Source organism: Agaribacterium haliotis, assembly GCF_002312815.1.
In the GTDB taxonomy this organism is placed as follows: domain Bacteria; phylum Pseudomonadota; class Gammaproteobacteria; order Pseudomonadales; family Cellvibrionaceae; genus Agaribacterium; species Agaribacterium haliotis.
Window position 1 is genome coordinate 282,789 of record NZ_NKQJ01000003.1, and the last position, 21,777, is coordinate 304,565.

Below are 21,777 nucleotides of genomic sequence, written 5' to 3' on the forward strand. Positions count from 1 at the left end.
AACAACACTCACGAGCCGCTTGCATATTAAGGCCTATAGGTCACAGACATAATTAAATTGTCGCGCGAACCGAGCGTACCGAGCTCGCTTTGAACGGACCAAGCCTTACTGATATCCCAATTAAAACCAAGCAGTAAATTCCACTTGTCTTTATTTTCTTGACGAATATTAAAATCGACATCGGTTTGATCGCCGAGACCGGGAATATCAGAGGTATCAAAACTAACCCGACCGGGCAGCAGTACATCGGTATCTAAATACGTTGCGCCCGCATAAACCGCGAGAGTGCCCATCTGCTGTACATCACCGGTAACACCAAAACGAGGGCTAATATTAATGGCTGTGACGGTTTTTTCGACAATATCGACATCGGTCCAGGCATAGGTCATCGGCAGCGTCACAAAAAACTGGCGCCAGCCCATTGCCAAATTAGTGCCGAGGCTAACATTTGAGCCGCGATAGCTCGGTTCAGCAAGGCCACTGAAGCTTCTAGCACAGGCCTTCGGCGCCAAAAGCCCGCTGCAATCTATGCCTAAAAAGCCGAGTAAATCCTCACCGGCAATGCTTATCGGTATCTCACCTTGGCCCTGCATTTTTCCGTAAGTGACATAGACATTCATAAACGGGAACAACCATGCATCGGCTTTTAATTGCACATTTTGGTTTTCAATGCGCGGCGTGCCAAAGTCGACAAAGTCTATCGGCAACTCTTGCCCGTCATTAATGCGCACACTGAGATCGGTCAAGATTAAATCCTGGCGCACGGTGTTGGGAATAATCGCAAAGCCGTAGGGCCGCGGTAAGTCAAAACCGAGATCAATCACCTGTTGAGCCATAAATGGCAGTGAATACGGCCAGGGCTCTGCTTCTGTGTCACGGTCTGTTCGCGCCGTCCCCAGCGCCCGCTCCTCAAGTGTCGGATAGGTTTCGCCTCCGCGCACGGTAGTCGAACTAGACAAACGACTCGTCTCTTCTGCGCTTAAAAACGAAGAAAAAAAGATCGAAATAAGCGTTAGCGCTACTGAAGAAATAATAAAGCGAAACATAATTGGCACCTGAGTTCCTTTTACCGTCATTTTATGCTCATAAATCAAGTTTAAACTGATGAAGCGACAAAGATTTGTCACCAAAAGAACATACAAATGGATTACCATGCCAGCTCAAGCCTTACGCATACATTAATATGGAGAACAATGATGCGCACGATCCGAAACCTTGGTATTGCTACCTTCCTTTCTATCACCACGCTTAGCAGCGCCCAAGCTTACGAGCGCGCCAGCGGTGTAACTGTGACTCCTATGATCGGTTACAGCTGGTACGACTTCAATGGGGTCAAGCTAGACGACGACCAACACGCGGGCCTCGGTCTCGGTTACCAAACCAGCAGCCCTTGGTCATTTGAATTCGCTTGGCAGAGCGGTGACAGCAGTGTAAACGGTCTCGACAGCGATCTCGACGTTGAGCAGTTTCGCCTGGATGTGCTCTATGACCTGATGCACAACCGCGCCTTCAACCCTTACATCGTGTTTGGTGCGGGCCAACTGCAAGTCAACGGCGACGATATCAACAATATTAAAAACGATATGACTGACCTTGGTCTCGGTTTGAAATACAACTTCAACCAGCACCTGGCACTGCGCGGTGACATTCGCGCAAGCTACGACCTGAACGACAGCCACCAAATGTACACGGCTAACCTCGGCCTGCAAATTTTAATCGGTGGCAGCTCGAAAAAAGCCGCAGCGGTTGCATTTATCGACAGTGACAACGACGGCATCGAAGACAAGATGGACAACTGCCCGGGCACGGCTCCCGGCACCATGGTCGACAGCTACGGCTGTGACAAAAACAAAGACAGCGATGGTGACGGTGTTGTCGACGCTCAAGACCAGTGCCCAGGCAGCAACGCCGGCGCCAAAGTTGACGACAAAGGCTGCTACTTAGTTATCAAAGAAGACATTACTTCTGAGCTTGAAGTAACCTTTGCCAACAACAGCGCTGAAATTGTTTCCGGCCGCGAAGAGCTGAAGAAGATCGCCGGTTTTATGCGCGACTACCCTCACTCTAAAGTTGTGATTGAAGGTTATACCGACAGCAGCGGTGCCGCCTCGTACAACCTGAAACTGTCTCAAAAACGCGCTGATGCAGTTGTCAACAGCCTGGTTAACGACTACGGTGCCGACGCTACCCGCCTGACCTCTATCGGTCGCGGTGAAGCCAACCCTGTCGCCAGCAACGCCACTGCCGAAGGCCGCGCAGCTAACCGCCGTGTTACCGCTCGCGCCAAAGCTACCGTTGAGAAAACCCTCGACTAATAGCTATTAAGTCCGCCTGCAAGGCAGGCGGACTTATCCTCACTCCCGCTTACCACTATCGTAAGTGGCAAGGCGAATCCAAACCGGGGCGCGCTTTTAGCCCCTATAAAAACCGCAGTACACAGACTTAGTTTTAGCGCTTTGACGCAAGGAGAACTTGGGATGAATACTTCCGCATTTCGCTGGGCGGTGGCCCTGCTGTGCATCTTCGGCACAGGCCTGGCACTGACAACCTACGCCTGCACCGGGCTGATGTTAAAAACCAAAGACAACAACTTTGTTCACGGCCGCACGGCCGAGTTCGGCTATTTTATCGATACCGATATCGTTGTTACCCCGCGCAATTACAGCGTTACCGGCAATACTGCCCACGGCCCGGGCATGCCGTTTAAAACCAAATACAGCTCCGTTGGCACCATCGCTTTTGGTGTGCCGGGCTACCTCGACGGCATGAATGAAAAAGGCCTTTCCGGCGGCGCCTTTTATTTCCCCGGCTACGCCGGTTACGCCAAAACTGACTCAAGCAATAAACACAAAGCCCTGTCACAATCTCAATTTATGTCTTGGGCGCTCGGCCAGTTTAAGAATATCGACGAGCTACAAAAAGCCATAAAAAACAACGAAGTTGTTGTCACGGGTTTTATTGTTAAAGGTTTTGGCGACGAAGCGCCGCCGTTTAAATACGTGTTTTACGACACCAGCGGCAAAAGCATTGTTGTCGAGCCGCTAAACGGCGAGCTTGTTGTCTACGACAACCCCTTTGGCTCGATGGCCAACTCACCGACCCACGACTGGCACCTGACCAACCTGAATAACTATATTGCTCTCGATGCCAACAATCAGGAAGCTCTTAACATCAACGGCACCAAGCTCTCGGCCTTTGGCCAGGGCAGCGGCATGCTTGGTCTACCCGGCGACTTTACCCCTCCGTCGCGCTTTGTACGCGCCACTGTCTTCAGTCTGACAGCTATCCCATCGGCAAATAGCGAAGATGGCGTTAAACAGGTTTTTCACCTGCTAAATAATTTTGATATTCCTGTCGGTATTGCCCGCGAAGAAGTCGCAGGAAAAATACTCAGCGACTACACCATGATCACTGTCGCGCGCGACCCCAAAGAGCTCAAATACTATTGGAAAACCTACGAAGATCAGACCATACGAGTGGTCGACCTGAAAAGTTTTGACCCAAACAACAACAAAGTTATCAAGCTCAGCACCGGCAAAACTAAGCAGGGTTTTGTCGATATGAGCGCTCAATTGATGTAAATGCTAAGCGAAGGGGTCACCGGCCCCTTCTGAGCTTTATTAAAGAGATTGAAAATGAAATACAGTACGCCCTTTTTTTTTTGCACTCTTTTATCTAACCAGCAGCTTAAGCCACGCGCGCAATGTTGAAGTAGCCAAAAAGCTCAGCAACCCGGTTGCGCATATGATCAGCGTGCCGGTGCAATACAACTACGATGAGAAACTAGCCGGCATCGACGGCAGCAGCCGCGATTTAACTAATATCCAGCCCGTTGTACCGTTTACACTCAACGACGATTGGAGCATTGTCTCGCGCACCATCTTGCCCATCGTCAATATCGATAGCGGCCACGGTCAGAGCATTAACGGCAACGCCGATATTCTGCAAAGTGTGTTCTTTTCTCCGGACGACCCATATCACGGCTGGCTTTACGGTTTTGGCGCGGTCTTGTCACTGCCGGTGGCTTCAGAGCCCGAGCTCGGCAGCGAAAAGTGGAGCCTCGGCCCAACAGCGGTGGTTCTAAAACAAGAGCACGGCTGGACTTACGGCATGCTGGTTAACCAATTGCTCGACGTCGCCGGCGATGACGACAGAGAGAGTGTGAACGAAACATTTTTACAGCCCTTTGCCGGTTACACCTGGCACACGGCGACCTCGCTGTTCTTAAATTCAGAAAGCATTATCGACTGGGAAAACGACACTCAGTCGGTTCCGGTGAACTTAATGCTAAGCCAGGTAGTGCCTATCGCCGGGCAAATATTTAGCTTTCAAGTTGGAGCCCGCTATTGGGCCGATAGCGCACCGGCCGACCCGGAAGGCACCGGCTTTCGCTTTAATGTCACCTGGGTATTTCTTAAAGACAAATAACTAGGGCCCCTGTTAACACAAATTAAATACGCTCTGCTGGAGCCTGAGTATTCGACCAGAAAGGCATTTTGAGCGCAGTTTAGCAAGCTAAATAAGCGATAAGTAACGCATCGGGGCGGATATTCAGGCCCAGCAGGCCAAGCCAACGGCGACGCCTGCTCTAATCTGTAAGCCCCACCTTCACACTGCCTCAATCTGCTCGGTAACACTTAGCGAGCTAAGTCTCAGCAAACATCAACTAGCAAGCCCTTTAGCCAAGAAAAATTCGAAACCAGTCACACTTTCACACACACACAGACTCTCTTTGGCCTTGATGACAACAAAGTTAATGAAAGCGTCACGGAAAAGCGTTACCTTTAGTTACGCCTGATCGGATAACGAACAAAAAGCAGGCAATGTGGAGCAATCGCGTTACCAATAGCAACATACGCGTAGCGCATTACTTATTCATTTTTTGCTTAAATTTTTGGAGATATCCGCTATGAACATCGTAAAAGGTCTTATTTTATCTACAGCTCTATTCAGCAGTGTGGCTATGGCTGCTGTCAGCATTGATCAAACACCAGTGCAGAAAGTTAGCATCGAAGCTCAGATCAAAGATATTGATAAAGACGCCGGCATCATCACATTTGTTAACCTTGAAAGTGGTGAGACCCGCACTCTGCGTTACACCAAAGAGCTGCAAGTTCGCCGCTTAAAAGATGGCCAAAAAGTGCAGCTGGAAATCAGCCCTAAAAGCAATCTTAAGCTGAGCGCTATCTAAGCATCGCAACTTAAGCGCAGTACCTGTTTAAAAACAGCGATTAGACAGCATCAGTAGTACCGGTTCAGCCGGTACTACTCTATCGCCGCCAGTGCCTCGCTTAAGCTTTTCACCGCTTTAATTTTCAGCCCCGCCACCGGTTCACGCGGTGCGTTTGCCGCCGGAATAATTGCCTCGGTAAAGCCGTGTTTAGCCGCCTCTTTTAAGCGTTCAAGGCCACTCGGCACGGGGCGAATCTCTCCGGCCAAACCCAGTTCTCCAAAAACAACCAAGTCGCGCGGCAGGGCTCTGTCCCGAAAGCTGCTGACCAGCGCTAAAATCAGCGCCAAATCGGCACTGGTTTCGACAATTTTGACTCCGCCAACAGCATTGACAAAGACATCCTGATCGCCAAGCATTAAACCGCCGTGTTTGTGCAGCACGGCCAGCAGCATATTTAAACGATTTTGCTCAAGGCCAACGGCAACCCTGCGCGGATTGCCAAAACTGGAGTCGTCGACCAAACTCTGAATTTCGACCAGCAGCGGCCTTGTACCCTCCCACACCACCATCACAATGGAGCCCGAGCTGACTTGTTCACTGCGCTGCAAAAAAATAGCAGAAGGGTTGCTGACTTCTTTTAAACCGAGCTCGCCCATCGCAAATACGCCGAGTTCATTAACCGCGCCAAAGCGGTTCTTGTGACCACGCAAGGTGCGAAAACGGCTGTCGTGACTGCCTTCAATCATAATTGAACAGTCGATAATATGTTCGAGTACTTTTGGCCCCGCTAAGGTGCCGTCTTTGGTAACGTGGCCAACTAAAATCAGCACCGCACCACTTTGTTTGGCGTAACGCGTGAGCGCCGCGGCGCTCTCTCGCACCTGAGACACAGAACCCGGCGCCGAGCTGATACCCTCAAGGTGCATCACCTGAATCGAGTCAACAACTAACAGCTTGGGCTGTAGCTGCTCGGCCTGATAAATAATTTCTTCAACATTGGTTGCCGAGAGCAAATCGAGCTTGTCCATGGGCAATTTCAAACGCTGTGCTCGTAGCGCTACCTGCTGGGGACTTTCTTCGCCGGTTACATACAGAGCCGCCTGCGTTTCGGCCAGAGCGCACAAGGTCTGCAACAGCAAGGTACTTTTACCCGCGCCCGGATGACCACCAATTAACACCACCGAGCCAGGAACAAAACCGCCGCCGAGTACACGGTCAAACTCATCCATGCCAGAAGAAAAGCGCGGAAGCTCATCGAGTTTAATCTCATTTAACTTGGCAACTTTGCTCTGCCCACCACCGGCATAGCCCTTAAAGCTTGCGTTGTTTTTTTTGGCTGCGCCGAGTCTCACTTCAACCACGGTGTTCCATTGCCCGCACTCGCTGCACTGGCCCTGCCACTTGGAATAGTCCGCGCCACAGTCATTGCAGACAAAAGCGCTTTTATTTTTTGCCATAACTTAATCGTATTGTTGTTTTAATGGGCGAACTAAGCGGCCTGCTCAGTTAATTTTTTGCGAATATCCATCCAGATTAAACCGAGCTGGTTGACGCCCCGCGCATCACGACCTATGCCCCAGTAATAATCGTACAGCGAGGTTTCAATAATTAATTGATCACCGGTGGCCATCAGCGCGTCTTTTACCTCATCGTACATCTGTACCTTGGTGTACAGCGCCCTGGTCATTAACACCGCTCTTAGTTTTTTGAAGTTTTTTATTTTAAATCGATACCAGGGATCAGCCATTTTGGCAGCTTTCAAGCCACTTTCGGCCTTTTCTATATTGGCCCGCAAGTACGATGACATAACAATACTGGCACTGTAGTAGTGTTCGGCCGTAAGCCAGTTTTTATCTTCAAGTACTATCGGGTGGCGCGAGCAGGTTGAAAGGGCATTATCTTCATCAAAGCGGCTGAATTTAATGGCGTTTTCTTTTGTTAAATCGGGTTCAAACACATTAAAACCTAGGTAATTATTTAATAAGAGTACACAAACTGTGCGCTTTACAGCAGCATCCGTACTGCTGTGGCCCGGCTCAGCAAAGGGCAATTTACAAAACTCACATCGCCTTCGCCACCTGGGCTTTGCGAATTAACTGCACAAACTCCGAGCGATAACCAAAGTCGTCCTCACCTCGATTCGCTTTGGCCAGCTCTAGCGCTTCGTCAAAACCCCAGCTGTGCACATAGCGCTCGTCTTTTAATAGCTGAGCAAAACCCGCCACCGCCGTGGCAAATTCAAATTCTTGCTTAAGCTCCGCGGGCACTTGCTGCTGAGCTTTAGTTACCGGCTGCTCTATCAGCTTCGATTGCGTCTCTCCGGGCAGTTTATAGCGAATTTTGACAAAGGCCCACTCGCCATCAGCGGGTGCAGCAGCTTTGCTTGGTTTCGCATAACGCAAAGGCTCGTGGCTTTGCGCGGCCGAGTCCGCAGGCGTCAGCTCGTAAATTGCTGTCACTTTGTGGCCCGCACCGATATCGCCGGCATCAACTTTATCGTTGTTAAAGTCTTCATTGCGCAAAGCGCGGGTCTCATAACCGACAAGGCGATATTCACTGACCTGGGCGGGGTTAAACTCGAGCTGAATTTTTACGTCGTTGGCCACCGGGAACAAGCTCGCGTGGGCCTCTTCAACAAGAACTTTCTGCGCTTCACTGAGCGTATCAATATAAGCCGCAACACCATTGCCATTTTGCGCCAGCTCTTGCATTAAATGATCGTTGTAGTTGCCGCGGCCAAAACCGAGCACACTTAAAAATATGCCCTTAGCGCGCTTGCGTTCGACAAAATTTTTCAGGGTTTCGCGATCGCGAATGCCGACATTAAAGTCACCGTCGGTAGCGAGAATAATACGATTTACCGCATCTTTATCAAACTGAGCTTCAGCCAGTTGATAGGCGAGCTCTATCCCTTCTGCACCAGCGGTAGAGCCGCCAGCTTCCAGGCGGTTTAAAGCGCTGAGTATCTTTTGTTTGTCTTTGACTTTGGTTGGCTCCAGCACCGTGCCCGCTGCCCCGGCATACACCACTATTGCAACTGAGTCGTCGTCGTGTAACTTACTGAGCAGCAGATTCATGCTCTGTTTAACCAGCGGCAGTTTGTCCGGACTATTCATCGAACCACTGACATCAAGTAAAAATACCAGCTTGCTTTTAGGCTGGGCCTGCCCTTCGAGCTCATAAGCTTTAATACCAATATGCAGCAACTTTTTACCTTTGTTCCACGGGCTAGCACTCAGCCAGGTGCTGGCTTTGAACGGCTGCTTAGCATTCGTTGGCGCGGGGTAGTTGTAGTCAAAGTAATTCAGCATCTCTTCGATGCGCACACTGTCAGCCGGCGGCAGATGCCCTTCATTTAAAGTGCGCCTGACATAACTGTATGAAGCCGTATCAACATCGATGCTAAACGTCGACACCGGCTCATTTTTTACCAATTTAATGCCGCTAAGTTCGGCGTGCTCAAATTGATCCCGGAACGCCTGTTGCCGCGCTGGTGGTAACAGATCAGACGACGCTTGAGCGTAGTTTGCCGCTGGCGCCGCCGGGGCAATTTGTTGTTTAGACAACAACATCGACCTGGACATTGACTTAGACACCGGCTTAGAAGCTATCGAGTCGACGCCAGGCGCCTCGTGCCCAGGCACTTGAGCCACTGCCGGAGCCGCTTCAGCCAATGCAGGAGCCGCTGCTGCAGACTCGGCATAAGTCTGCTTCGACGGCTCTGCGCGAAAGCCCGTTACAATCAGCTCTTCCTCAAGCCTAGGCTCAGCTTCGGGCGAGTTAATATCGGCGACAAGGGCCTCGCCATCATTGCTAAGGGGCCGCTGGCTCACATCAAAATCAACAAGCACGACAATAAACAATAAAGAAAAAACCGTGGCGGCGCCGCCGACAATGCCGGGTAAAAAATAACGATTCATAAAGCTGTCCTCTGTTGAGCTCTTTGCCCTACTAAGACGCAGCCAAGCAAATAATGCTTGGCTCGGTTTTGAATCTTTTTTATCGGCGCAGCCTGCGGCCGAAAACTCAGCCATCGCGGCATCAATCGCGCGCTGCTTGGCCTCGGGCTTCGCTTGCTCCGCTTGCTCCGCTCGCTCCTGCTTTGCTCTGGCAAACAACTCTTTTAACTGTTCATCATTCATAGTCTGCCTCCTCTTTGAGCCGTTTACGTATTTCATGCAGGCGCCAGCTCACGGTGCTCTCTTTAACAGCCAAAATATCAGCGGCTTGTTTGTGGGTGCAGCCCTCTGCGTAGACCAGAATCAAGGTTTCTTTCATGCCCTTGCCCATCGTGCTCACCAGCGCCAGCACTCGCTCGAGCTCCAACTGGGCCTCACCCTGGCCACTTGTTTTTGGCGGCTCATATTCGCCCAAAGGCTCAGCCTGATGGCGCTTCTGGCTTCGCCGCCAATCAAGACTTAGGTTGTAGACCAGCCGGTACAGCCATGTTGTAAATGCGGCCTCAAAGCGAAACTGACGGATCACCTTGGCCAACTTGATACAGGCCTGCTGAGTTAAATCTTCAGCGTCTTCAACTTTGCCCAGTAACTTCAAGGCAAAACCATAGATAAGCTCGTAAACAAGGTTTAACAGACGAGCAAACGCCGCCGCGTCGCCGCGCTGGCTATCCCGTATTAACTGTTCGTCTATTTGTTGCATATATAAGTTAAGTCGTGCCCGCTATCTAAATGCGCGGCTAATCGAACATTGTGCCACAGGCTTCACGCATCGTTTTGAGTTAACGGCTGTAGTGAAAGGTACAGCGATAAGACGCTGCGATACTAACTTTCCTTGGAAAATAGTTCTTTGCAGACCGAGCAAACTGGTAGAATGACCCGCATGCCAAGCTCTCTGATTCCTGAAAAACCCCTGCTTATTTACCCTTCTCTGGCCGCGACTCTGGGCCTTGAGCAAGCCTGTATGCTCGCGGCCCTGGCCGAACGAGTTAACTACGAGCGCGGTCACAGCAGCGGCGACTTTTACTGGTACCAACTGCAACTCGATCAGTTACTCGAGTTATTTCCATTTTGGAATCAGCGCGATCTCCAGCGCATCGTCACAAACTTGCGAGAAAAAGGCGTGTTGATTGTCAGTTCAGCACCGATTGAGAGTTCGGGCCTGCTGCGCTTCGCCTTTAACGAAAAAGTACAGCAACAACTGGCTGAACAACCTCGCGGTGCCAATCGTGTCAGCTCGATACCGGTGGTCAACGCTCAAGCCGGTGCCGCCTTAAGCCCGGCAAGCCCGCGTGATTTTAACAGCCCAGCACCGGCCGCCGCCCGGCAAAACCCGCCGGCTTACACAGCTGCGCCGGGGCAACAAGCTGGCGCTCATTTTTTAAGCAAGAATTTTATCGCCCCCAATTGGCAGCCAGATGAAGCCACACTGGGGCAGTTAGCCCAGCACAATATCTCGCAGGATTTTGCTCTGCGCCAAGTCCCCGAGTTTGTAACCTACTGGCGCGAGCGCGGCGACAGGCACCACAGCTGGGGCAGCAAATTTATGCAACACTGCCTGCGCCAGTGGCGCGATTTCGAAAGCGAGCGTTTTCGCGAACAACAGCAGGCGCCGATAATGGCCAACTGGCAGCCGAGCGCCGACGCACTTGAAATCCTTGTTGAAAAAGCCGGGATTAAGCGCGCCTTTGTTGAGGATGCCATTCCAGAATTTATTTTGTACTGGCGCGAGCGGGGCGAAAGCCACACAACCTGGAATACCAAGTTTGTCCAGCACGTGCGTATACAGTGGGCCAAATACACAGCGGCAATCGAGCACAATACCGACCCGAGACCGATGAGCGAAAATTGGCAACCATCCAAAGATGTGTTTGATGTGCTGCGCCTGGCCAATATTGACTTGAGTTTTGCGCAGAGCCTAATTCCCGAGTTTGTCATATATTGGCGCGACCGGGGTCAGCTCTGCGGCTCGTGGAATACAAAATACCTGCAACATATAAAACGCATGTGGGCGCAGCGCCACGAGGCCTCAACCGCAAACTCGCCTCACCCAAGTCGATCAACCCGAGATATAGGTTTAGATGAAGAACTCACCGACAGAAGCTGGGCAAACTAACAGCCAACAAAACGCCTTGGTCGACGCCCTGAACCAGAGCTTTGCTCTGTTCAAGCGCAATTATCACAACCAGTTTTTTAAGGCCTACGCCCAGGAAGCAGATGTAATTGCTGTTAAGCGCCTGTGGCTGGAAACGCTGCGCAGCTTTCCTGCACAAACCGTGCTTGAAGCGTCGATGGCCATCGTCAAAAGCTCTGAGTTTTTACCCACCTTAAAAACCATGCTTAACCACTGTGAGCGCTTGAGCAATCGCGCCCTGCCCGATGTGCACAGCGCCTATGCCGAAGCCTGCAACGCGGCTTCACCCAAGCTTGAACAGAACTGGAGCCACCCGGCGGTTTATTTTGCCGGGCGCGATGTCGGTTGGCACTTTTTACAGAGCAATGCTGAAAATGTTGCACTACCGGTATTTAAAGAGCGCTACCTGGCGCTGCGCGAGCGGGTGCAGGCAGGTGAACAACTAATTTTGCCAAAGCCTGAGATAAAACAACAAATTGAATACAAACCGGCATCCGATGAAACCAGCAGGCAGTATATGGAGAAAATGCAGGCGCTGTTTGACGGCGATGAAGCAGGCGGCGCGGGGGAATAAAAATACGGCTCTAGGCAGCGAGCCAAGCTAATTCATACAAAAGCTAAACCCGCGCCTTCGCGAGTCAGGCGCACCACTTTCATTTCGTGCTGAATATTTTCTAAGGTAGCGTTTAATAAATCGCCAACATTTAACTGCTCCCGCAAATTGGCGTCGCGTACAAATAATCCACTTTCACTAACATCCTGAGTCTCGGCATACATCTCGCCGAATGCATCGTGCTGGAGCTTTACGGCTCCGACGAAGGGCTTCCTGCCGAAACGTCTAAAACCAGACATTACGACCTCTTTTTTTCTGTCACCACAATGAGCGCGGTTGTTTGTCTATCTTCCTGTATTGAACTGATCTTAGCCCCAGGCGCACAGCGAAGTAAACGCCACCGACAAACGATGGCGCAAAATGTGAAGCAGATGGCATTCGCGCTGAGCCACCGCTCAACAGCGGCCACTTAACCCGGCTTAAGTGCGTGAAACGATTTGCGCAGCGCTGACGTTTTGAAAACCGCGCGGCAGTTTATTGCCGCGGCGTCCGCGTTCGCCGAAGTAGTGCTCGAGGTCTTTGAACTTTAAGCCCAGGTGGCGCTTGCCACTAAATACCTTGAGCTCCTGTTCCGGTTTAATAATTTCCAGCGCAATCAACAGCTCTTCGCGGGCGGCTGCACGCGCACTTGGAATACCGATGATTTTATTGCCCTTGCCACGGCCGAGCTCCGGCATCTCGTTAACGGGGAAAACCAGTAAACGCCCCTCGTTGGTAATGGCCGCCAACCAGCTGTCTTCGACACTGTCAAAGCAGCGCGGTGGCATAACCCGCGCCTCTTTGGGCAGGCTTAAGCACGCTTTACCGGCTTTATTTTTACTGTGCATTTCAGCCAGCGTAGTAATAAAGCCATATCCGGCGTCCGAGGCCAGCAGCACGCGCTGCTTATCATCACCAATCAACAGGCCCTGAAAACTTGAACCGCTCGGCGGGTTCAAACGGCCGGTAGCCGGTTCACCCTGGCCGCGCGCCGAGGGCAAGCTGTGCGCCGGCAAACTATAGGCCCGACCAAAGTTATCGAGCAAAATCGCGTTTTGATTGCTTTTACCGCGCGCGGCAAATTTATAGCTGTCACCACTTTTGTAATTCAGGCTCTCGGGATCGATGTCGTGGCCTTTGGCGGCGCGTATCCAACCCTTGTCGCTGAGCACAACGGTGATCGGGTCGGAGCTTAGCAAGTCGGTTTCACTGAAGGCCTGAGCCTCATCGCGCTCAACCAGGGGTGAGCGGCGCTCGTCGCCATAGTCTTTTGCAACTTCTAGCAACTCTTTGCGAATTAGAGTCTTGAGGCGGCGGGCGGAGCCGAGAATTTGTTCGAGCTTGTCTTTTTCCGTGCTCAGCTGCTCTTGTTCGCCGCGAATTTTCATTTCTTCAAGGCGGGCCAGCTGGCGCAAGCGGGTATCGAGAATATAATTGGCTTGATCTTCACTGAGCTCAAAGCGCTGCATCAATACCTGCTTTGGCTGATCTTCGGTGCGGATAATGTGAATCACTTCATCGAGATTCAAAAACGCAATCAACAAACCGTCCAACAGGTGCAGGCGGCGATTGACCCAATCGAGGCGGTGCTGCAAACGCCGGCGCACGGTGACCATGCGAAAGCTCAACCATTCGCTGAGTATTTTATCGAGGCTCTTGACCTGGGGTCGCCCGTCTATACCAATCAGGTTTAAGTTGACCCGGTAGTTGTGTTCAAGGTCGGTTGTCGCAAACAGGTGCGCCATCAGAGCATCGACATCGATGCGATTGCTCTTGGGCACAATCACCAGGCGCGTTGGATTTTCGTGATCGCTCTCATCGCGAAGGTCGGTAACCATCGGCAATTTTTTTGCCTGCATCTGCGCGGAGATCTGCTCAAGCACTTTGGCACCGCTGACCTGATGTGGCAGCGCGGTAATGACAATATCGCCGTCATCTTTGTGCCACAGCGCCCGCATTTTGAGGCTGCCGCGGCCACTTTCATAGATCTTTTGAATATCGGGCTTAGGCGTAATGATTTCCGCCTCCGTCGGCATATCCGGACCCTGAATGTATTCACAAAGCTCGGCAACACCTGCATTGGGGTTTTCGAGCAAGTGCACAGTGGCGTTGATGACTTCGCGCAAATTGTGAGGCGGGATATCGGTGGCCATCCCCACCGCAATACCGGTGACGCCGTTTAATAACACGGCCGGAGCGCGGGCAGGCAACACCTTGGGCTCGTCGAGCGTGCCATCAAAGTTGGGCATCCAGTCGACAGTGCCCTGGCCGAGTTCGCTCAGATACACCTCGGTAAATTTACTCAGGCGCGCCTCGGTATAACGCATCGCGGCAAAACTTTTTGGATCGTCTTGCGAGCCCCAGTTGCCCTGACCGTCGACAAGGGGGTAACGATAGCTAAACGGCTGCGCCATCAACACCATCGCTTCATAAGAAGCACTGTCCCCGTGCGGGTGGTATTTACCTATCACATCCCCGACGGTGCGCGCCGACTTCTTATATTTTGCCGAAGCCTTAAGGCCGAGCTCACTCATTGCGTAAACAATGCGCCGCTGCACCGGCTTTAAGCCGTCGCCCACGTGAGGCAGGGCCCGGTCGAGAATGACGTACATCGAATAGTCGAGATAGGCTTTTTCGGTGTACTGCTTTAAAGAAATCTGTTCGTCGGCAAAAATCGCAGGGTCAGACATAGTTGATCGCTGTGCATGAGCATGAAAAGTCGCGTTGCGTTATATCAGAAGCCACGATTCGCTTCAATTTGCGAACCGGTCTTAAAGACTCAAAGCCGGCAGCAGCGGACATAAACACAACAGTAAAGATAAAAATTTAAGCAAAACAGCGAGGGGCGGAGGGATATTCAAGCCAGGCGTAATCTGGCAAAAAAGGCTGCTTTAAGACCGGCCGAGAGCGCAAAACAAAAGGGTTTTGCCAGAGCCTCGCGGGAATGATCGCACACACGTGCACATCTTGCGGAGGGAGTGCAAGGAAACACTAACGGCACCCGCAGCGGCAGATAGACAGATACCACATAACTGGGCGAAAGCGATTCGATTCCCGGAAGGCTCTGGCAAAACCCTTTGAGATTTGCCTTAAGCTCTTAATTCAAGGCTAGCAAATTGCCCGGCAAAGCTTAGATTAAAGTTTTCTAAGCTGCCGCTTCTCTATCGATGTCTTCGAGCAGGTCCAGCGGTTCTAACTCCAGCCCCTCCATCGCCTCATTCCAATTCACGCCAACCAATAACACATCCGCGTGCATGCCCGGCAGCCAGTCGTCGAGCAGCTCCTCAACTGCGATTGGCACCGGCTGGTAGGCCTGCCACTCGTCTCGACAGTGCTGCTTGGCAAACTCGGGCTGAGACCAGAGCGGCATCACGTCTATCTCGTCGTTTTCCACCGATGGGCAGAGCGCAAAACCATCGTCCCCCTCCAGCCCCCAAACACAACCGGTATCGAGCGCTTCAGCAATAAAGCGATCGTAGTTTTCTTCAAAGTCGTCACCCAATGGCTCTGACATGGTCACCTCCTGGCTTTTTCGGCTGTCTTAATAGGGTTGTTCGGCAAGAAATGGGTTGCTTACTCGTTCGCGGCCAAAGCTAGAGTTCGGCCCGTGACCTGGAACAAAATTAACCTCATCACCGAGAACTAATAGTTTGTTGCGAATCGAATCCAGCAGCTGCGTCATATTGCCTTTGGGGAAATCTGTGCGGCCGATGGACCCGGCAAACAGCACATCGCCAACAAAAGCCTGTTGGCTGTCTGCCTCATAAAAAACAACGTGTCCGGGCGTGTGCCCGGGGCAGTGAATTACTTGCAAACTCAGCTCGCCGAGCTCGACTGTGTCGCCGTCGTTTAGCCAGGTATCGGGCTCTAGCGGCGCCTGCGCTTCAAAGCCCATCATCGATGCTTGCTGAGCCAGCGACTGCAGCCAAAAGTCGTCGTCTTTATGGGGGCCGATAACCGGCACGGCCGTGCTCTTGCGAATTTCACTGGTGGCGCCAACGTGATCCATATGACCGTGGGTCAACAAAATCTTGTTCAGGCTCAGGCCGAGCTCATCAATTTTACCCAGCAATTTATTTGCATCACCGCCAGGATCGACCAGGGCCGCCTGCTTGCTCAGTTCACACCAGATGATAGAACAGTTCTGTTGATAGTGGGTGACGGGCACCGTACAAAATTTAAGAGACACGCAAGCTCCTCAGCTATGCAGTAAAAACAGGCATTTTAACGGCTGACGACTAGAATAGTTAGTACACTTGCAAAACCAGCTAGAGGCGGACTCAGCCATTTTCCAGATCAACGAAGATTATCGGGACTGCTTGCAGGAAATCAGCAACGTCGCCATGGGCCAAGCCGGCGACAAACTCGCGCGCCTGCTCGGTGCTTTTGTCGAGCTAAGCATCCCGCATATTGAGATCATGACCCCGTCAGATATCGTCATGGCCCTGCACTCTATCGACGCCAACGAGAGTGTCAGCGGTGTATGCCAGGGTTTTATCGGCGGCGGTATCAGCGGTGAGGCAATGCTGCTGTTTAATGATACAAGCTTCCAGGACCTGGCTAATATCTTGCGCTACGAGGGCGATGTTGATCAACAAGCCGAGCGCGAGCTGCTCATGGATACCACCAATGTGCTGTTTGGCGCCTGCCTAAACGGTATCGCTGAGCAAATTGATATGGAATTCAGTTTTGGCCCACCGATGGTGCTCGGCCAACACCTGAGCGTACGCGAGCTGTTTCAGCTCGACAAAGCCCGCTGGAACCACGCCCTGGTCACCGAGATCAGCTACTCCATTGAAGGCTTTAACATCAACTGCGACCTGCTCATTGTCATGACAGAGGGCAGTCTTGAGCTACTATTTAAAAAGCTGGATTACCTGTTGAACTAAATGAGCAAAAAAGCCGCCCTACTTTCTGATTTCCACTGGTTGATGGACGTACTGCAGTTCATCGACGTAGGTTTGGTTATTATTGATCGCAACTACGAAGTACAGCTGTGGAATGCCTTTATGCAAAACCACAGCGCCAAAGAGCCAGACGAAATCCTTGGCAAAAACTTATTTCAATGTTTCCCCGAACTGCCCGAAGCCTGGTTCAAGCGAAAGACCGAATCGGTATTCACCCTGCACAACAGCGCCTTTACCACCTGGGAGCAGCGCCCCTGGCTATTTCGCTTCCCGAGCTACAGGCCCATCACCAGCATCGCCGATACGATGTACCAAAATACAACCATGATTCCGCTCAAAGATACTGGCGGCAAGGTCGATCACCTGTGCATCATTATCTACGACGTTACTGAGGCCGCAGTAAACAGGCTGCAAAACGAAGCCGCCAACGCCGAGCTCAAACGCCTGAGCCGCACCGACGGTTTGACCGGCCTGCTCAATCGCAAAGCCTGGGAAAGCGAACTACTCAAAGAGCTCGAGCGCTGCACTCGCTACAACCACGCCAGTTCACTGGTCATGTTCGACATTGATCACTTCAAATCAATTAACGACGGCCACGGCCACCCAGCTGGCGATGAGGTCATACGCCAAACTGCCGCTATTGCCCAGAAATGCATCCGCACAGTGGATACCGCGGGGCGTTATGGCGGCGAGGAATTTGCCATTATTCTGCCCGATACCGATGCAGACGGGGCCCTGAAACTCGCCAACCGCATTCGCAAAACCATCGAAAACACCGCCGCCGTCTACGAAGGTACAGAGATTAGCTACACCGTCAGCCTCGGCGTTTGCGCGTACCACAAAAAACTTAAAGACAGCACCCAGTGGATCGACTGCGCCGACAAAGGCCTGTACCAAGCCAAAGAAAACGGCCGCAATAAAGCCTTTATTCACTTCCCCAGCTAGGCTGGCGATAGCCTGCGCTAAGGCCGACTTATTATTTTTCACGAGTTTGCTTAGAAACCAGTAAAAGTACATTGCTCACACGCTAGCCGCCAAGTACCGGCCCAGGTAGCCAACAAAGCTCAACTTGCCCAGCTTCAGATCAAGACCCCGCTGCACTTGCAAGCTATACTCAGCCCCCGCCGCCAAGGAACATCTGCCAAGGACATCTGCATGGCCAGCGCCAATCTTTCATCACTGCCAGAGAAACTCCGCCAAGCAGCGACTATAAAACTCGACATTGAGCAGCAACAGCAGCTGGAACAACGACTAAACAAACAAATAAGTAGCGAGCTGCAAGCAACACTGCGCGTCAGTCAATTTGCCGAAAGGCAGCTCGAAAGGCGCCCGGAGTTTTTACTTCAACTACTGCAACACTGCGCACTTGGGCACAAGTTGGAACGCCCCGACTACGCCGCGTTAATGCAAACATTTGTCGGCGAGGAAGATTTTGACAACAGCCTGCGTCGTTGGCGCCAGCTGATGATGCTGCGCCTTATCTGGCGCGAAGCCAACAAGCGCTGTGAATTGTTTGACAGCACTAAAGAACTCAGCTGGATGGCCGAGCTCGCCTGTCAAAGCTGCCTCGAACGGCACTATCAAGCGCTTGTCAGTAATCACGGCGTGCCGCGCAACAGCCGGGCAGAACAACAGCATCTCTATGTGCTCGGCATGGGCAAGCTCGGCGCCTGGGAATTAAATTTAAGTTCGGATATTGACCTTATTTTTGCCTACCCCGATAAAGGCCAGTGCGACGGCAAACAAAAGCTCGACAACCAAGAATTTTTTACCCGCCTCGGAAAACGCATCATTCAGAGCCTCGATCAGGTCAGTGCCGAAGGCCGTGTGTTCCGCGTCGATATGCGCCTTCGCCCGTGGGGGCAAAGCGGCGCTCTAGTATCGAGCTTTGCTGCGCTCGACACCTACTACCAAAGTCAGGGCCGGGAGTGGGAGCGCTATGCGATGATCAAAGCGCGCGTAGTGGCCGCCGGAGGCGACGGGGCTCGCAGCGAAGAGTTAATGAGCACCCTGCGCAGCTTTTCCTACCGCAAATACATCGACTACAGCGTTATCGAAGCACTGCGCGATCTAAAACAAAAAATCCGCCAGGAAGTCAGGCGCCGCCGCCTGGAACACGACGTCAAGCTCGGCGCAGGTGGTATTCGCGAAATTGAATTTATCGCCCAGGTGTTTCAGCTGATACGCGGCGGGCGCGACACTCAATTACAAAGCAGCGAAATAAACAAAATCCTGCCCGAACTTGAAAAGCTACACCTGCTTCCAAGAGGCAAAGCCCAGGCCCTGCTTCAGGCCTATATTTTTTTGCGTCAGTGTGAGCACGGCATCCAGGCCTGGAACGACGAGCAGAGCCAACAGCTTCCAGATAGCGATGAAGCCCGCAAGGCCCTGTTGAGCTGGATGGCCTTTAGCGACTGGCAGAGCTTTGAACAAGCGCTGCAGCAACAGCGCCAGCTAGTCAGTGAGGAATTTGAAGTGCTCATCGCCGACGGTGATCAGGAACACCGCGCAGTGCACGCCAGCGACTGGGCAGTCGAGCTGTGGCACAAAGCCTGTGACGGGCTTTGCAGTCTCGATGGCGGCTTGAGCTGCGAGGCGCTGCAGGAGTTTAGTTTAAACCCGGCCGTTGTCAGCCTCAGCCCAGATAGCCGCGAGCGCCTGGATGCATTTATGCCCATTTTGCTCAGCGAGCTGAATAGCTTTGCCGACAGCCAAACAATGTTATTGCGCATATTGCCCTTGGTTCGCGCCGTTATTCGCCGCAGTGCCTACCTGGTCTTACTGATGGAAAATCCATCGGCCCTGAAATTGTTGCTGCAACTTAGCGAAGCCAGCGCACAAATTGTTGAACAACTGAGCAAACACCCGGCCCTGCTCGACGAGCTGCTCGATACCCACAGCCTCTATCATTTACCCAAGCGCGACGAACTATCAGACGAGCTGCGCCGCACCATGCTGCGCATCGACGAGAACGACCTTGAGGCCCAGATGGAGGCGTTGCGGTATTTCAAGCTCAGCCACAGCTTGCGCATTGCCGCCTGCGAGGTAAACGGCATCCTACCACTAATGAAAGTGAGTGATTACTTAACCTGGCTCGCAGAAGCGCTGGTCGACCACTGCCTCGGGCTCGCGTGGCAGGCCATGATTAAACGCCACGGTTATCCCGACAACAACAGCACAAATGGCCCGGACTTCGCTGTCATCGCCTACGGTAAGCTCGGCGGCATCGAGCTCAATCACGGCTCCGATCTCGACCTGGTCTTTATGCACGATGCCAATATCCACGGAGAAACCGGCGGCCCGCGCTCTATCGACAACGCCACGTTTTATATGCGCTTAGGTCAAAAGCTGATCCACCTGATTGATACCCGCACGCACAGCGGCCGACTCTACGAAATCGACATGCGGCTCAGGCCCTCGGGGGAAAGCGGCCCGCTGGTCGCAAGTTTTAGCGCCTTCGAGCGCTATCAGAGCAGCGAAGCCTGGACCTGGGAGCACCAGGCGCTGGTGCGCGCACGGGCTATTGCCGGCAGTCGTAAACTCGCCGAAAGGTTCGACGCGCTGCGCCGGCAAATACTCTGTCGCAAACGCGATTTAACGCAACTGCGCAAAGACATCGTCGAAATGCGCGAGAAGATGCGCAAGCACCTCGGCAGCAAGGCCTCCGAAGCCGATGTTTTTCACCTCAAACAGGATGCTGGCGGTATCGTCGACATCGAATTTATGGTTCAATATCTGGTTCTTGCTTGGTCGCACGCCAACCCTTCGCTCGCGACCTGGACGGACAACATCCGCATTCTGGAAGCGCTTGCTCAAGCCGACAATCTGTCGACTCAAGAGGTCGAAGAGCTCAGTGCAGCGTACAAAGCGCTGCGAGTCGTCATGCATCGCCAGACTATCGAAGAGAAATCGAACAAGGTCAGTGCCGATGCTCTGATAAACGAGCGCAACTCCGTAACAGCAATTTGGCAGCGCCTGCTCGGCGAGGCCTGATTATTTAAGCGAATCAGAACGCGGGTCGGCGCCCGAGCCGCCGCGTAGTAATTATTGGAGCAATTTATGTCTTTTGCCGACCGCGACGGCGTTATATGGTTTGATGGCGAGTTAGTTGACTGGCGCGATGCCCGCGTGCATGTACTGACCCACACCCTGCACTACGGCATGGGTGTTTTTGAAGGCGTGCGCGCCTACGAAGCAGGCAAGCACGGCACCAGTATTTTTAAACTTGAAGAACATACCAAGCGCCTGTTCCGCTCTGCCCATATCATGGATATGGCCATGCCCTACAGCATCGAAGAACTCAACGAGGCACAAAAGCTGGTCGTGCGTGAAAACGACCTGCACGAAGCTTACCTGCGGCCGATGGCTTTTTACGGCTCTGAGGGCATGGGCCTTCGCGCCGACAACCTTAAAACTCACGTTATTGTCGCCGCGTGGAACTGGCCTAGCTATATGAGCCCTGAAGCCCGCGATGTCGGCATCAAGGTTCGCACGTCGAGCTACACCCGCCACCACGTCAATATCAGCATGTGTAAAGCCAAAGCCAACGGCCACTACATCAACTCAATGCTGGCGTTAAAAGAAGCGCTTCAGTGCGGCTGTGAAGAAGCGCTGCTGCTCGACAACGAAGGTTATGTTGCCGAAGGTTCTGGTGAAAACATCTTTATCGTTCGCGAAGGCAAAATCTACACGCCCGAGCTGACTTCCTGCCTCGACGGTATTACCCGCGCCACGATCTTCCAGCTGGCTGAAGACTGCGGTTACGAAATTATCGAGAAGCGCATCACCCGCGATGAAGTCTATGTCGCCGATGAGGCTTTCTTTACCGGTACCGCCGCTGAAGTGCTGCCGATCCGCGAACTCGACGCCCGCAAGATTGGCGAAGGCAAACGCGGGCCGATCACTACTAAGCTGCAAGACCTGTACTTTAAAGCCGTGCGCGGTGAGCTCGATCAGCACAGTGCCTGGCTCAGCCCGGTAAAAAGCTGAGTCCGGTAAAACGAGCGGCGATCATT

19 protein-coding genes are annotated in these 21,777 nt (G+C 52.5%); 10 read left to right on the forward strand and 9 right to left on the reverse strand.

Features of this window, described 5'->3' with window-relative positions:
* Nucleotides 1-26: 26 nt before the first annotated feature.
* Nucleotides 27-1,076 carry a hypothetical protein gene (locus CFK45_RS05725; RefSeq protein ID WP_158224611.1) on the reverse strand — a complete coding sequence of 350 codons (1,050 nt, stop codon included), beginning with the start codon at nt 1,074-1,076 and terminating at the stop codon, nt 27-29.
* Nucleotides 1,077-1,193: 117 nt separating this feature from the next.
* Between CFK45_RS05725 and CFK45_RS05730 the strand changes: the two genes are divergently transcribed.
* From CFK45_RS05730 to CFK45_RS05745, 4 genes are all read left to right on the forward strand, one after another.
* A complete protein-coding gene (locus CFK45_RS05730) occupies nt 1,194-2,315 on the forward strand; it encodes an OmpA family protein (RefSeq protein ID WP_158224612.1) in 1,122 nt (373 codons plus the stop codon).
* 162 nt (nt 2,316-2,477) lie between these two features.
* Nucleotides 2,478-3,581: a linear amide C-N hydrolase gene (locus tag CFK45_RS05735; protein ID WP_204378424.1), complete on the forward strand. Its 1,104-nt coding sequence runs from the start codon at nt 2,478-2,480 to the stop codon at nt 3,579-3,581.
* Nucleotides 3,582-3,744: 163 nt separating this feature from the next.
* Entirely contained in the window at nt 3,745-4,428 is a 684-nt protein-coding gene (locus tag CFK45_RS05740) for a transporter (protein ID WP_192870738.1), read from the forward strand.
* Nucleotides 4,429-4,909: 481 nt separating this feature from the next.
* Nucleotides 4,910-5,191, forward strand: a complete 282-nt coding sequence (locus CFK45_RS05745; RefSeq protein ID WP_096085465.1) for a hypothetical protein — start codon at nt 4,910-4,912, stop codon at nt 5,189-5,191.
* A gap of 74 nt (nt 5,192-5,265) precedes the next feature.
* Here CFK45_RS05745 and radA read toward each other — a convergent pair whose 3' ends face one another.
* The 4 genes from radA to CFK45_RS05765 form a co-directional block, all read right to left on the reverse strand.
* Nucleotides 5,266-6,630, reverse strand: coding sequence for a DNA repair protein RadA (gene radA, locus CFK45_RS05750; RefSeq protein WP_096085466.1), 1,365 nt, complete (start codon nt 6,628-6,630; stop codon nt 5,266-5,268).
* A gap of 32 nt (nt 6,631-6,662) precedes the next feature.
* Nucleotides 6,663-7,130, reverse strand: coding sequence for an NADAR family protein (locus tag CFK45_RS05755; RefSeq protein WP_096085517.1), 468 nt, complete (start codon nt 7,128-7,130; stop codon nt 6,663-6,665).
* Nucleotides 7,131-7,233: 103 nt separating this feature from the next.
* Nucleotides 7,234-9,315, reverse strand: coding sequence for a vWA domain-containing protein (locus CFK45_RS05760; protein WP_096085467.1), 2,082 nt, complete (start codon nt 9,313-9,315; stop codon nt 7,234-7,236).
* On the reverse strand, nt 9,308-9,832 hold the full coding sequence (locus CFK45_RS05765; protein WP_096085468.1) for an RNA polymerase sigma factor: 525 nt from the start codon (nt 9,830-9,832) through the stop codon (nt 9,308-9,310). The genes CFK45_RS05760 and CFK45_RS05765 overlap by 8 nt, the downstream gene beginning before the upstream one ends.
* Before the next feature lie 147 nt (nt 9,833-9,979).
* Here CFK45_RS05765 and CFK45_RS05770 point away from each other — a divergent pair, with 147 nt between their 5' ends.
* On the forward strand, nt 9,980-11,245 hold the full coding sequence (locus tag CFK45_RS05770) for a DnaT-like ssDNA-binding domain-containing protein (RefSeq protein ID WP_239923571.1): 1,266 nt from the start codon (nt 9,980-9,982) through the stop codon (nt 11,243-11,245).
* On the forward strand, nt 11,211-11,837 hold the full coding sequence (locus tag CFK45_RS05775; RefSeq protein ID WP_096085469.1) for a replication protein P: 627 nt from the start codon (nt 11,211-11,213) through the stop codon (nt 11,835-11,837). Before CFK45_RS05770 ends, CFK45_RS05775 begins: the two co-directional genes overlap by 35 nt.
* Before the next feature lie 32 nt (nt 11,838-11,869).
* On the opposite strand, the gene CFK45_RS05780 is transcribed toward CFK45_RS05775, so the two are convergent.
* The 4 genes from CFK45_RS05780 to CFK45_RS05795 form a co-directional block, all read right to left on the reverse strand.
* Nucleotides 11,870-12,115 (reverse strand): PilZ domain-containing protein, encoded by a 246-nt coding sequence (locus tag CFK45_RS05780; protein ID WP_096085470.1) that lies wholly within the window; start codon nt 12,113-12,115, stop codon nt 11,870-11,872.
* Nucleotides 12,116-12,295: 180 nt separating this feature from the next.
* Nucleotides 12,296-14,545 carry a DNA topoisomerase IV subunit A gene (gene parC / locus CFK45_RS05785; protein ID WP_096085471.1) on the reverse strand — a complete coding sequence of 750 codons (2,250 nt, stop codon included), beginning with the start codon at nt 14,543-14,545 and terminating at the stop codon, nt 12,296-12,298.
* Nucleotides 14,546-15,000: 455 nt separating this feature from the next.
* Nucleotides 15,001-15,369, reverse strand: coding sequence for a DUF2750 domain-containing protein (locus CFK45_RS05790; RefSeq protein WP_096085472.1), 369 nt, complete (start codon nt 15,367-15,369; stop codon nt 15,001-15,003).
* Between the two features lie 27 nt (nt 15,370-15,396).
* The gene (locus tag CFK45_RS05795) at nt 15,397-16,044 is read right to left on the reverse strand and encodes an MBL fold metallo-hydrolase (RefSeq protein WP_096085473.1); all 648 of its coding nucleotides are present in this window, start codon (nt 16,042-16,044) and stop codon (nt 15,397-15,399) included.
* 67 nt (nt 16,045-16,111) lie between these two features.
* Here CFK45_RS05795 and CFK45_RS05800 point away from each other — a divergent pair, with 67 nt between their 5' ends.
* The 4 genes from CFK45_RS05800 to CFK45_RS05815 all read left to right on the forward strand — a co-directional run bounded on the left by CFK45_RS05800 (nt 16,112) and on the right by CFK45_RS05815 (nt 21,751).
* Nucleotides 16,112-16,744 carry a histidine kinase gene (locus CFK45_RS05800; protein WP_239923572.1) on the forward strand — a complete coding sequence of 211 codons (633 nt, stop codon included), beginning with the start codon at nt 16,112-16,114 and terminating at the stop codon, nt 16,742-16,744.
* Nucleotides 16,745-17,707, forward strand: coding sequence for a sensor domain-containing diguanylate cyclase (locus CFK45_RS05805; protein WP_096085474.1), 963 nt, complete (start codon nt 16,745-16,747; stop codon nt 17,705-17,707).
* Nucleotides 17,708-17,917: 210 nt separating this feature from the next.
* On the forward strand, nt 17,918-20,755 hold the full coding sequence (gene glnE / locus CFK45_RS05810) for a bifunctional [glutamate--ammonia ligase]-adenylyl-L-tyrosine phosphorylase/[glutamate--ammonia-ligase] adenylyltransferase (protein ID WP_096085475.1): 2,838 nt from the start codon (nt 17,918-17,920) through the stop codon (nt 20,753-20,755).
* 66 nt (nt 20,756-20,821) lie between these two features.
* The gene (locus CFK45_RS05815) at nt 20,822-21,751 is read left to right on the forward strand and encodes a branched-chain amino acid transaminase (protein ID WP_096085476.1); all 930 of its coding nucleotides are present in this window, start codon (nt 20,822-20,824) and stop codon (nt 21,749-21,751) included.
* Nucleotides 21,752-21,777: the final 26 nt, after the last annotated feature.